This window comes from Paenibacillus sp. LHD-38, assembly GCF_031157315.1.
Taxonomy (GTDB): Bacteria; Bacillota; Bacilli; order Paenibacillales; family Paenibacillaceae; genus Pristimantibacillus.
Genome location: NZ_JAVIFU010000037.1, coordinates 1 through 13590, shown reverse-complemented (window position 1 = coordinate 13590; position 13590 = coordinate 1). Strand labels below are relative to the sequence as shown.

The following is a 13590-nucleotide window of genomic DNA, read 5'->3' as shown; positions in this document are numbered from 1 at the left end:
ATTTCTATCTGCTTGCAGCAAGCAGCATGACAAGCGTGAGCGTTATGTGTTTTTTGCTGTCATTATCCTTTAATGCCGGTCATCGCAATTCCTTCAATGAAATGCCGCTGCGCGATGAAGAAGATGATTAGCGATGGGATGACAATGACGGCGGTGGCTGCCATCATGAGATGCCACTGTGCCGAATAAGAGCCTTGGAACAGTGTAAGTCCTTGCATGAGCGTATAATTTTTCTCCGAGGTGATAAAAGCTAACGGCCCGAGATAGTCATTCCAATTGGCTAGAAACGTCAACAAACCTACGACAATCATGGCTTGCTTCGCTACCGGCAAAATGATCTGCCAATAAATACGGAAATGTCCGGCACCGTCAACCTTAGCCGCTTCATCCAAGTCTCTCGGAATGCTGAGAAAAAACTGACGAAGCAAAAAGATATTAAACACGCCGCCTCCGAACCATGATGGTGCAATCAGCGGAACGAACGTGTCCGTCAAATGCAGCGCATTCCAGAAAACAAACTGCGGAATCATGACCACGAAGAACGGAATCATTAAACCAGACAGAATAAAACCGAACACCTTATCTCTGCCCTTCCAATCGATCCGAGAGAAGCTGTATGCGCAAATCGAGCTTGAAAGCAGCACGCCTACGACAGCGGATCCGGTTACAATCGTGCTGTTTACGAAAAACCGCTCGAATGGATAAGCTTCGAGAGCCGTTTTGTAATTTCCCCAGCTGAGTGATTCTGGAAAAATAGTCGGCGGCATCTGATAAAGATCACCCATTCCGATCAACGAAGTACGAAGCATCCAAAATATCGGAAATAAACAAAACACGGTACCCGCGAGCAGCAATGCGTAAATGACGCAGCGCTGCAGAACAGGAAGCTTACTCATCTCTTCCCCCCCTTTCCTTCGTAATAGACAAATGATTTGGAGAAGAAGAAAATGATCGCGGTAAATAATACGATAACGATAAACAGCAGAACCGAAATTGCGCTTGCGCTCCCCATTCGGGAAGATTTGAAGCCTTCATTAAACAAGTAAAGCACATAAAACAAGCTTGAATTATTCGGTCCCCCCTGCGTCATGACAGCTGGCTGGACAAAGGTCTGAAAGCCGTTAATAAAGGCAATGACCGTATTGAAGAAAATAATGGGAGAACTCATCGGGATCGTGATGTATATGAGCTTATGAAATGCGTTTCCGCCATCAATGTCGATGGCTTCATAGAGATGAGAGGGAATGCCTTGTAAGCCTGCCAAAAAAATAACAATCGTATTCCCCAGTGTCCAGAAGCTGAACAAAATAAGCGTCGGCACTACGGATGTCGTATCGCCCAGCCATTTCGAGGATGGCAAATGAACCGATTCCAGCGCATAATTGACGATACCGAAATCCGGCTGGAGCAGCCACATCCAAACCATCGACGAGGCAGCGAGCGGAATGATGACCGGCAAATAAAATACGCTGCGGAAAAATCCTCTAGCCACGATTTTCTGGTTAAGCAAGATCGCTACAAAGAAAGAAAGAATAATGCCAAGGGGTACGCTCAGCCCCACATAGTAAAGGGTTGCCTTTACTGCCGGATAGAAAAAAGGATCGGCTCCCTCGAATAAATGGACGTAATTATCGAACCCCAGCCATATCGGCGTCGTTCCAACGCTGTACGAAGTGAAGCTAAGATACAGCGTTGCCACAATCGGTACGATGACGAAAATAAGATAGCCCAGCAATACAGGTGACGCGAAAAGTATGCCGTAGCCGAACTCCTTGGATGAACGCTTTTTTCTGCCGGCACGCTCCTGCACGATCGAGCGTTCCCGGAAGCCCGCTATTGATTTCATAGTTGCTCTCTCCAAACTATTGTTAGGTTAGGGCAACCGGCATTGCCGGTCGCCCGGATAGAATTCTCCTCCTCTAACTTATGGGCTTACATCGTATCTGCCTTGAATTTCGGGCTGCACCTTCGCTTCGATTTCTTTCATGGCTTCTGCGGCCGTTTTCCTGCCAAGCCATACTTCATCCATACCGGAGAACGTAATGGCGTTCACCTTGGAGAAGTTTTTAATATAGTAGGATCCGTTAGGCACGCCGTTGTTCAGCAAATTGTTCATCATCGCATCCTTGAAGCCGGCTGGATGCGCCGGGTTATTCTCTGCCCATTTGGCAATAAGCTCCGGCTCGGTATACCATTTCGTCATGGTCGGCATCCATAATCCGCCGCTGTAAAGGTCAAGCGAGCCTTCCGGGTTTTCCAAAAACTTCGTTAACAGCCAGGCTTCATCCAGATGCTTGCTCGATTTGTAAATAACGGAGGCTCCGCTGATGCCCATTGGCACGGAACGGCTCATTTTCGGAAGAACGCCAATATCGTAGTTAACTTTGGCTGCTCCAAGATCAAGGTTGATCCATTGTCCGTGCATTGACATGGCAACTAGCTTGGATTGCAGCGCGACCGCTTGCGACGGAATCGATTTCATTTGCACCGGCGAAGGCGCAACATGATGAACATTGATCAGATCAGCAAGTCTTTGAATCGCTTCCGTTGCTTGCGGCTCGCTGAACCCAAACTTGCCGTCCTTCGTTATCCATTCACCCTCATTGTTAATGACGGTTGCGTGGATCGGTCCATGCCATGTTTCGAACGACACGCCGTACTGCTTGATATTATTCGGATCAAAGCCCTCTTCTGAAGCGTTCTTGCCGTTTTTGTCCAGCGTCAGCTTTTTAGCCACTTCGACGAATTGATCCCAGTCCCAAGCTTCCTCCGGTTTGGACGGCGGATAGGCTTGCTTTGCCGTTTCGAAGAGGTCTTTGTTATAGAACAGTCCGAAAGTCTCCCCGGCTGTGCTGATCCCGTAAGCGAAGTCCTCGGAAGACTTGAACCAAATATAATCCAAGAAATCTTCTCGCTTTAATTCGTCGTCTTTGTCCAGCAGCTCGAACATATTAACGAATTTGCCTTCCTTTTGCCACGGATCCGCCAGCTCCCCATGCATATAGCCAAGGTCCGGGGAATCATTCCCCGCTACCATTGCGGTTATTTTCGCATCGTAATCTGCCTCCGGGATATGAATCGCGTCAACCGTAATCCAAGGATATTTTTCTGTAAACTTTTTCGTTGCCTGTTCAATTGCCGTTTTCTCTTGCGGGCTTCCCCAGAATGTGAATTTCAGTTTAACCGGTTCTTTCGTATCATCCGCTTGTGCATTTGCCGGTTCATTCTTGTTGTTCTCCGGGCTTGTCGTTTTTTCGGTTTGTGAAGGCTCTGCCACGTTTTCCTTGTTAGAGCCGCCCGAGCAGCCAGCAAGCAGAGTTGCCAGCATAAAAATGGCCAGAATGAGGACGGATAACGTATTACGATTTTGTTTCATGGTATACCTCCCTTGTAATGTCGAGCGTCTTTAATGTTTTGTTCCTGATTTCAATACTAATGAATACGGTTACAGTTTAATATTCGAAATTTTTTATAATAGTGGACTATCTAAACAACCTTCTTCATCCTGCTGCTGGACATGCCATTTAAAGCCTTATTATGAGGATTAGATCTTCTCCCGTAAAGGAGCTTTTACACCTAAAAACAAGCGTAAACGGCTGTCGCCGTACTCTGTGGCAAAAGCAGTCGTTTCGCGGAGATATATAAGCACATTTATATGTGAAAACATATAAATTCTTATATATATAAAAAAGCACCCGAAGGTGCTTTTCATGAGCTTTTTGGCATGCATGGATCAAAAAACTCCCATGTATTTGCTATTTATGCTTAGACCAATTCGGATCACTATTCTCAAGCAAATACGAGAAATCATTTTCTAAGCGCTTTTGTTCCTGCTTTTTCTTTTCTTCCTCCTGCTTGCGCAGATCTTCCTTCCGCGCGGCTTCTGTCTGCTTCATCTCATCCGCTTGCGCTTTCAGCTTGTTAAGCATTTCGCTGCTCAATAAATCCTTGAGCGTCAAACCGTTATCCGAATCCGCTTTCGGAGCTGATTTCGGCATCGGTGAAGAGACTTTCTTTTGTTTCTTACCCACCGAGTAAACACCTGCCTTTAATGATCAGAGAGCACTCCAACCGTATGATTATGCTTTCCAGCAATTAAAATGATCGTTAATTATAATAGCTTGCTTTTCATTCACTTGCAAGTACAAAACGGCTTAAATCCTCCTGCAATTGTCGGGACATCATACTCAGCGCTTCCGCGGAGGTTTGAATTTCCTCCATAGAGGCCAGCTGCTGTTCTGTTGCCGCTGCCATGGTTTCCGCATCATCTGATGTTTTATGCGACACGCTTGCAACCTCGCCGATAGCTGCCGTAACCTGCTCCATTCCAGCCGAGATCTGTTCAGAGGCAGCCGAAACCTCCTGAACCTGATCACTCATTTGTCTAATGTCTGTCAAAATGCTGCTCATTGTTTGCTGCGTACGCCCAATCACTTGAAGTCCCGTGTCCGTTTCCTCGCGCATGGCATCCATCGCAAGCACGGTTTCATCAACCTGCATCCGGACAGACGACAGCAAATGGGATATAGAGTCTACCGAATGAGCCGTTTGCTCCGCAAGCTTGCCTACCTCAGAGGCTACAACGCTGAATCCGCGCCCATGCTCTCCGGCTCTTGCTGCTTCAATATTCGCATTAAGCGCAAGCAGCTGCGTTTGTTTAGCGATCGACATAACCGTCGCAACAATTTGACCAATTTGGACGGAATGCTCGTTAAGCTTCGCGACGATTTGCGCGGATTCCACCTGCGTGCTCTTAATGCTGTTCATTTGCAGAGCAGTCTCTTCCAACTGCTCATCTCCAAGCCGCAGTTTCTCGTTTGCCTTTGCCGCGGCATCAGCTGCCTCAGAGGCTGCCTCTGCGATTCGCGTAATCCCGATTGCCATCTCATTCATTGCGGTTGCCGTTTCGCTAGTCGAAAGGCTTTGCAGCTCCGTCCCGCTGGAGACGCTTTGAATCGCGGTTGCGATAAGCTTCATTGCAGAAGTTGACTCATGAGATATGTCCATTAGTTGACCGGAGGATGCCGCCGTTTTCTCTGAAATGCGTTGATTGCGCCGCAGCAGCTCATTCAGCGAATGCAGCATTTCATTGAAAGCATGACCCGCCTGCTGCAGTTCATCTCTCGTATTTAATTGAAGCTCATACGATAAATCTCCCATCGACATTTCCTGCGCGCGTTTTTTTAGCGCATTGACCGTATCTATTACATTTCGATAAAAACCTGCATAAAACAAGGCCGCAAGCAGCAAGGACAACAGCGTCACGGCAAGAATGAAATTTCGGCTTTGATTCAGTTCCCCGCTGCGTGCCGATAATATTCGTTCCAGCTCACCATTGACGCGGGTAAACATTTGATTGAGTACGCCTATAGTCGCCGTCCCCTCAGCAAAAAAATCTTCACCACTCTTTTTAATCTCGGAAGCCTCAATAATTTCCTTGTTTACGAGTGTTTGAAACTTGTTGGTTGCTTCTATCGATTGCTCTCCGGTTAGCCGTATTTCCTTGTTAAGTTCCGTGTCCAATGCTGTGACAATAGCAAGTGATTTATTGAGATCTTTGAAGGCAGCATCCATTTTGGCCATTTCAAGCAGCAAATTAATTTTCATTTCCTCTGACAGCTGCTTGGATACGAGTACGCCGTTGCCTTGTCCGCGAATAACCGCTGTATTCTCCATTAACACGGGGAGCTGCTGAACGAGCATAGTCATTAAATAAAAAGAATCCATTTCTGTATCGAGGGACAAGCCTGATTCGTCGGAATAGCTTACGATCAGCTCTTCTACTTGATCGATTAATGAAGAATGCATGTCAAAGCTTTCCTTGGGAGTCAACGTACGGAAGTTTCCCGCAAGCTGATTCCAATCCGATTTGAGTGATGTCCATTTTTGATAGGAATCCGGGAATGCTTGCAAGCGCTCCGACTTCTCCATCAAAGCTATAACCTCGGATATCTCTTGCTCTTTCTTATCTAATTCTGAAATGGACTGCGTATTACCGTTTAAATAACCATTTGCCAATCCCCGGTGCTGCTGAACCAGCAGCATGAACGGCATAACTTCATTGATTTGCGAAGCGCCTATCCGCTCTTTTTCAATAAAGGCTAGCTCTTGCTGCTGCTCGCTCAGCCATATGACAAGCAGCATTGCAATCGGAATAGCCATCAACAAACTAACGAAAGCAAACTTTTGTCCATAACGAAGCCTCGACATAAAAGCTGAAAACGGACGTAATACGTGTACAAACATAATTTCCCCCACCTTATCCTTATTCTCTGGTCTACTTCTTATATCGGTCGGAGATACGAGACTTTTTATGTTCATGTCAGGTTATATGACATAATACGAAAAAAACATAAAAAAAATCGTTTCCAAGGCAATATTCCCTTGAAAACGATCTTATCTTTGCGAATTATTGTTTGCCGTATTCGATATAAAGCGCCTCGGCAGCCGTACGAGCCAGATCACGAGCCTGCTCAACGTCAGATGCAGAGCTAAGCGCAACGGCCATGCGTCTTCCTACCTTTGTCTCTGGCTTTCCGAATAATCGAACCTGTGTATTCGGTACAGACAGCGCTTCTTCAATTCCGCCGATGCGGAAATCGGTGGACTCTCTGTCTGCTTTTAAGGTGTGTGAAGCACCTGGTGTCAGCAAGCGAATCGTTGGAATTGGAAAACCTAGTATTGCTCTCACATGAAGTGCAAATTCAGATAGATCCTGTGTCGCCATCGTGACCATTCCCGTATCATGCGGACGAGGCGACACTTCGCTGAACAACACGCCATCCTTTGTTATGAACAGCTCAACCCCGTATAGGCCATAACCTCCGAGCTCGTCTGTAATACGCAGTGCAATGGCCTCCGCTTGCGCGATTTGCTCCTCCGTCATTTCATGAGGCTGCCAGGATTCAATATAATCGCCATCCTTCTGAACATGGCCGATTGGCGGGCAATAGCTTGTCCCTGAGACCGAACGAACGGTCAGCAATGTAATTTCGGATTCGAACGTAACGAAGCCTTCTACGATAATTCGCTGCTTCTTCGCACGTCCACCTTCCATTGCATAGCTCCAGCATGCTTCAAGCTCTGCTTCGGAACGGCATACGCTTTGCCCTTTGCCCGATGAACTCATAATCGGCTTGATGACGCATGGAAATCCAAGCGCTTCCGCGGCAAGCCGCAATTCGTCAAGCGTATCGGCAAAACGATAAGGCGCCGTCGGGAGCTCTAACGTTTCCGCAGCCAAACGGCGTATGCCTTCACGGTCCATCGTGAGCCAAGCTGCTCTCGCCGTCGGGATGACGCGATGTCCTTCCTTCTCAAGCTCCAGCAGCGTTTCCGTTGCAATCGCTTCGATCTCCGGAACGATATAATCCGGTTTCTCCAACTCGATAATGCGGCGCAGCTCAGCGCCGTTCAGCATATCGGTTGTATAGCTGCGATGCGCGGCCTGCATGGCAGGCGCATGCTCATAGCGGTCAACGGCAATCGTCTCGATGCCTAGACGCTGTGCCTCTATTACAACCTCTTTCCCAAGCTCGCCTGAGCCTAGCAGCAGCAATTTACGGGCATTCGTTGTTAACGGTGATCCATACATAAAGAAAAAGAACCTCCTGGAAGCAAATCGAATCGTTTACCCAAGCCATGATCGGCTTAGGCAAACGCCTCGGTTCGTTTTTTCTTCCATTGTGGAGGTTCCTTGATGAAAAATCAACCATTTTTACAGAAAACGATACTGCGCCTCGATTAATCCATTATAAACGCCGCGTTTGTTTATAAGCGTTTCATGATTGCCTTGCTCAACGATTCGACCATGATCAAGCACGATAATTTCATCCGCATGACGGATCGTCGACAAGCGGTGGGCAATCATAAACGACGTGCGTCCTGCAAGCAGCGCTTTAAGCGCCTCTTGGATTTTCAGCTCCGTCTCTGTATCGATGCTTGCCGTCGCTTCATCCAAAATCAAGATTTGCGGGTCAGCCAGCAAAGCCCTTGCAAACGAGAGCAGCTGACGCTGTCCCATTGAAAGTACGTTACCGCGCTCTTCAACCTGGGTATCGTACCCGTCAGGCAGCCCCATAATGAAATCATGCGCATTTACGGCTTGAGCTGCTTTCACCACTTCATCGTCCGTTGCGTTCAAACGGCCATAGCGGATATTGTCACGAATCGTGCCTGCAAAAATAAACGTATCCTGCAGAACGATCCCTACCTGCGAACGAAGGCTCTCGATCGTTACGTCGCGAATATCGATACCATCGATCAGCACGCGGCCTTCAACGGGATCATAAAAGCGGCAGAGCAGGTTGATGATCGTACTTTTTCCTGATCCGGTGTGGCCAACGAGCGCGATAGACTGACCCTCTTTCACATCAATCGTCACGTTCTTAAGCGCCGGCCTTCCCTTCTCATACTCGAACACAATGTGGTCAAACTTAACTGCTCCTTTAATTTTAGGCAGCGGCTTCGCCTGTGTTAATTCGGCAACCGTCGGCTCTTCGTCAATAAATTCAAAGATTCGTTCCGATGATGCCATTGCGATAAGGAGCTGGGAATACATTTGTCCGAGACGGTTGATCGGGTCCCAAAAGTTGCCGATATAGTTGGCGTATCCGACCAGCAAACCTACAGTAATCGCGCCGACTTGAATGAGATGAGCGCCGTACCAGAACAGAATAAAGGTTCCGATTGCGGAGGTAATCTCAATGACGGGTCCAAACGCTTGGTTCATCGCCGACGCTTTGTTCCATGATTTTACGTTGGTCGTATTCATATGGTCAAAGAAACTCATGTTATCTTTTTCTTGCACATAAGCCTGCGTAACCTTCATCCCTTGAATACTTTCATTCAAATGGGAATTGATTCGCGACTGCTTAATCCGGACGTCCTGCCAAGCGAAACGAATTCTTTTGCGCAAGGTCGTTGAGACGAGGAACATAAGCGGAACGGTTATCATCACGGCAATGCCGAGTTTGAAGTTCCAAACGAGCAGGATGATTACGATACCGAACAGCTGAACGCAGTCCATCAAAAGGTTGACGACCCCATTCGTAAATAAATCCTGCAGCGCGTTAACATCGTTTGTTACGCGGACAAGCACGGAACCCGCCGGCCGCTTATCGTAGAAGCGGAAGCTGAGCTTTTGAATATGCTGGAATAAATGATTCCTTAAATCATAGATAACCTTTTGTCCGATAATATTCGTATATTTGATTCGGTACGTATTGGATGCCCATTGGATAATATACAATAAAAGCATGACGCCCGCGATGATAAGCAGCTTAGATACGCTCGTTGCTCCATTCGCCGGAGCAATCGCTTCATCGATCGCCAGAATGACAAGCGCCGGTACGCCGAGTCGCGTCATGGTACCCAGGATCATCATAAAAATAACCGGCATTAATTGCTTCGTATAAGGCTTCATGTACATGAACAATCTGCGCAGCTGTCCCCAGTTAAAGGGCTTTTCGATCAATTCATCGTCTTGATAAATGAAGCGTTCGTTTTTGTTGCTAACCTTTGCTTTGGCACTCGTGCTCATTATAAGGTACTCCCTTTCCGATCATGCGCCCCCGCAGTCAATGTTGTATCATCAAGCGGATAATCAGCATATTGAATGTTGTAAGTATCCCGATAAGGGCCTTGCTGAGATATTAATTGCGCATGGGTGCCCCGCTGCACGATATGGCCTTTATCCAGGACGATAATTTCATCGGCATGTCGGAGCGAAGAAATCCGGTGAGCAATAATAAAGGTTGTTCGCCCAGCCATCAGTTCCTTAAAGCCCGCTTGAATTTCATGCTCGGTTTCCATGTCAACGGCGCTGGTCGCGTCATCCAAGATGAGAATGCGCGGATTTTTAATGAGTGCTCTCGCGATTGCGATCCGCTGCTTCTGTCCGCCGGATAAGCCCATGCCTCTTTCGCCGACGATCGTATCGTATCCAAGCGGCAGCTCCATGATAAATTCATGCGCCTTGGCGAGCTTTGCAGCGTATTCGATTTGTTCTGGTGTTACGTCGCGCACGCCATATGCGATATTGTCTTTAATCGATGCCGAGAACAAGAACGTTTCTTGGAATACCGGTGCAATCAAACGGCGAAGGCTGGCAACATCCAGGTTGCGGATGTCAATGCCATCCAGTGTGATCGTTCCGTTTTTTACATTGTAGGCTCTCATCAGCAGTTGAATGATCGTCGATTTACCAGAGCCGGTCGCTCCCAGAAATCCGATAACGGAGCCTGCTGGCGCATCGATGACCAAATCCGTCACGGCCGGCGATTTATCCGGATAGCTGAACGTAACATGATCAAAGCGTACATGCCCTTTCACGGAATCATTGCTGACTTCAATCGCATCATCCGTGTTTTTGACGTGGACATGTTCATTCAACAGTCCAAGCACGCGCTCGCCTGAAGCTTTAAACTGCGTATAGTTGTTGATATGAAACCCAAGTCCCCACATCGGCCCGATAATGTACCAAATCAAGCTGAAGAATGCGACGAATTCGCCAAGCTTAAGCGAACCGTTAATAACGAGAATACCGCCGGTAACGAGCAGGATGACAGCGCTTAAGTTAGCGACAAGCTCCATGACCGGGAAAAATTTGGCCCAGATCTTTGCTGCGCCGACTTGGTTCGTTTGATACGCTTCGCTTCGCACCGAAAATTTGGATACCTCATGCGATTCTCTAGCAAAGGATTTGACCGTGCGTACGCCGGTTATGTTCTCTTGAACCGCTGTGGTAAGATTACTCATCGCCTGACGCATTTCACGGAATGCGGGATGAATATTGCGCTCGAAACGAATGGCCGCGAATCCGAGCAGCGGGATGGTTACCAGCGTAATCAGCGTTAGCTGCCAATGGATCGAAAGCATCATGGCGCCGCCGAAAACAATCATCAGTACCATGTTCAAAATTTGAGCAAAGCCGAAGCCGATAAAGTTCCGGATTGCTTCAAGATCCGCTGTCAGACGTGACATGAGGTCACCCGTCTTCGCCTTGTCATAATATTGAAACGACAGCGTTTGCAGCTTGTCATACAAAGCGTTCCGCAAGCGGAATGCCACTTGGTTTCCGAGTCGTCCGCCAAAAAATCCATGTAAGAACTGCATACAACCTTTAAATGAAACGACTCCAACCACCGTAAACGCAAGCGCAGGTACCAATTCGAATTTCTGTGGTGTGATCACATCATCAATAAGGTAACGCAGCAAATTCGGATAGACAAGTCCGAGCGCCGTAGCGCACATTAAGCATAAAATGGAAGAGAACAAAAACTTTCGTTCCGCCCAATAGAATGCTTTCAACTGCCTTAAAACGTCCAAGTAAATCCATCTCCCCGTATCTATTTTGTAAGCATGAGTGAATATTATCAGCATCGTGAAAAGCGAGCAAACAGTATAAATATTCATATAGGAGATTGAGTCCGCTTATAGTCGCGATATGTAAATTAGAAACGGTTAATGCTCCCAAATGGTCCTAAATCATGACAAATATGTGCCAATTGCTCACTTTTTGCACAGAAACACACAAAAACAAAAAAAGCTTTTGCAGACTTAAAGCAAGTCCGCAAAAGCATTCAGCTGTTAATGCGATAGAACAATGAAGTTCCATTGACAATTAGAGATGAATTAATTGCTTGTAAAGATTTTTCAGCTCCGCAATATCCGCGCTTCCAGTTAATGAAACCCGCTTGCCGCTTTCATAGGCAAGCATATCCTCCTCAAGCCGGCTTCCGGCATGTTCGGCCGCATTGAGCCAAATCTGCTCATAAAGCGATGTCCACAGAGAGGTTTGCTCTGCCATCCAACCATTTAACGATGGGGCAAGCAAGGTTTCAAGCTCTTTGCGGAGCAAGCCTTTGCCCTCTCCCTCGAAAAATTGGCGCGGTGATTTGAATCGGCTCCAAAGAAGCTTTGCGTCAATGGAGTCCGCTTCCCAGACCGCAGGCTCATCCGGCGTTGGCAGTGATGCCGGCGAATAAGGGATTGCGCTGTAAGAAGCGATAGACGATTCCAGGCGCTGCGCTGCGCTGGCATATTGCTTTTGCAGCTGGGTATGAACGCCGCGTTCCATCCGCAAAGAAGTGGCCAGCATCTCCTGTGACAGCTCAAGCTGGACAAGCCGCTGCAGCTCAAGCCAAGAGGTCCATATCGCTTTACGCAGGTCACGTCCGTCATCCTGCAAAGAGGCAGGATTAAAGGCCAAATTATAAAATTCGCCAAAACGGTATTGAATGCGCTGTACCACATAGTACAGCAGCTCGCTCAGCTCTTGTTTTAACTGCTCCGGCATAGAAGCACCTTGCAGCAGTGCAGAGATCTCGCGCTTAGCGTCGCTAACGGCAAGCAGGAGCTCCTTGAGCTCCGTCTCACGCGCAGAGGCATCTCCCTCCGCGCTCTGCAGCCAGCCAGCAACCGTTGCTGCCGCGCGCTTGAGATCCTCCTCCGCCGCTTCGATCGCCAGGCGACCAAGATCGTTCTGAATAAAGGATAGAAATGAGTGCTCAAAAGCTTCGATGCCCGAGCGCTTCAGCAGCTCCGCATTTCCGTCAAGCTTGCCGTCAAGCGCCTGCAGGCTGGAAACAGGGAATAGTCGAGGCGATCGAATCGCATGCTGAAGCAGGTTCGTCTCTACATGCTTTAATACGCCGGCCAGCTCCTCCTCGTCTGCGGCCAAATCCGCTGCGTTAACGAGGAAAAACATTTTGTCGAGCTCAAACTGATCTTTAACCCGGCCGAGCTGCATGAGAAACTGACGGTCGGCCTGTGAGAACGCATGGTTATAATAGGTCACAAACAGCACAGCATCGGCGTTTTTAATATAGTTGAAGGCCACACCCGTATGTCTCGCGTTAACGGAGTCCGCGCCTGGCGTATCCACCATCACGATGCCCTGCGCGGTGAGCTCGCAGTCATAATGCAGCTCGATTTCGCTGACGAAGCAAGAACGCGATTCTTCAGCGACGTAGCGCTCGTAAGCAGCCTGGTCAACGGAAAGCTGCTGCCCAAGCAGCTGCTCATGCTCTTCCCAGCCTGCGCGGGCTGCGCACAGGAAGCTGTAGTGCGGGCGGCCGCCGGCCCCGATCGAATCGGGGGTAAGACGGTCAATCGCCCGCATAAGCGCTGCGGCATCAGGCAGCTGGTCGATGCCGGCTTTCTCACCGAGCAGCGCCAAGGAGTAGCGCACGTCGTCTTCGATAGCGGCGCGCGATTTCATGACGATGCGCGCCATGCCGTGTCCGTGCTCCGCCGTAGGGGGCACGAGACGGTTGATCGCCGCAGTCGTCGGATTTGGCGAGACCGGGAGCACCGGTTCGCCGATCAGCGCGTTCGCGAGCGATGATTTGCCGGCGCTGAAGGCGCCGAACAACGCGATGGTGAATCGGCTGTCCTGCAGCCGCTTCGCCTTCTCGCGCATCGCTTGCGCGGCCGCCGCCAGCGCAGCATGCGGCGCAAGCAGCTCCGCGGCGCCCGCTAAGCGCGCAGCAGCGCTGTGCTGCTGCGCTAGGGCTGCGCCGCCCGCTAAGGCGCTGCGCTCAGCCGCGGCGCCACGCGGCGCTCCTGCGCCGCCGCGTCCGCCGTCGG

Annotated in this window: 9 protein-coding genes; all 9 read right to left on the bottom strand. The window is 48.9% G+C overall.

Going from position 1 to position 13590, the window contains the following annotated elements; genetic code table 11:
- Positions 1 to 62: 62 nt before the first annotated feature.
- Complete coding sequence (locus RCO25_RS24945) at positions 63 to 896, bottom strand: carbohydrate ABC transporter permease (RefSeq protein WP_308998818.1); 834 nt, start codon at positions 894 to 896, stop codon at positions 63 to 65.
- Positions 893 to 1846 (bottom strand): carbohydrate ABC transporter permease, encoded by a 954-nt coding sequence (locus RCO25_RS24940; RefSeq protein ID WP_308998817.1) that lies wholly within the window; start codon positions 1844 to 1846, stop codon positions 893 to 895. The genes RCO25_RS24945 and RCO25_RS24940 overlap by 4 nt, the downstream gene beginning before the upstream one ends.
- 78 nt (positions 1847 to 1924) lie before the next feature.
- Positions 1925 to 3376: an ABC transporter substrate-binding protein gene (locus RCO25_RS24935; RefSeq protein WP_308998816.1), complete on the bottom strand. Its 1452-nt coding sequence runs from the start codon at positions 3374 to 3376 to the stop codon at positions 1925 to 1927.
- 379 nt (positions 3377 to 3755) lie between these two features.
- A complete protein-coding gene (locus RCO25_RS24930) occupies positions 3756 to 4031 on the bottom strand; it encodes a YqkE family protein (RefSeq protein WP_308998815.1) in 276 nt (91 codons plus the stop codon).
- Positions 4032 to 4128: 97 nt separating this feature from the next.
- The gene (locus RCO25_RS24925; RefSeq protein ID WP_308998814.1) at positions 4129 to 6246 is read right to left on the bottom strand and encodes a methyl-accepting chemotaxis protein; all 2118 of its coding nucleotides are present in this window, start codon (positions 6244 to 6246) and stop codon (positions 4129 to 4131) included.
- A 163-nt stretch (positions 6247 to 6409) separates the two neighbouring features.
- The gene (gene purT, locus RCO25_RS24920; protein ID WP_308998813.1) at positions 6410 to 7594 is read right to left on the bottom strand and encodes a phosphoribosylglycinamide formyltransferase 2; all 1185 of its coding nucleotides are present in this window, start codon (positions 7592 to 7594) and stop codon (positions 6410 to 6412) included.
- A 123-nt stretch (positions 7595 to 7717) separates the two neighbouring features.
- The gene (locus RCO25_RS24915) at positions 7718 to 9541 is read right to left on the bottom strand and encodes an ABC transporter ATP-binding protein (RefSeq protein WP_308998812.1); all 1824 of its coding nucleotides are present in this window, start codon (positions 9539 to 9541) and stop codon (positions 7718 to 7720) included.
- The gene (locus RCO25_RS24910) at positions 9541 to 11328 is read right to left on the bottom strand and encodes an ABC transporter ATP-binding protein (protein ID WP_308998811.1); all 1788 of its coding nucleotides are present in this window, start codon (positions 11326 to 11328) and stop codon (positions 9541 to 9543) included. Before RCO25_RS24910 ends, RCO25_RS24915 begins: the two co-directional genes overlap by 1 nt.
- Before the next feature lie 295 nt (positions 11329 to 11623).
- Positions 11624 to 13590, bottom strand: a 1967-nt coding sequence (locus tag RCO25_RS24905) for a dynamin family protein (RefSeq protein WP_308998810.1), incomplete at its 5' end; no start/stop codon positions are given.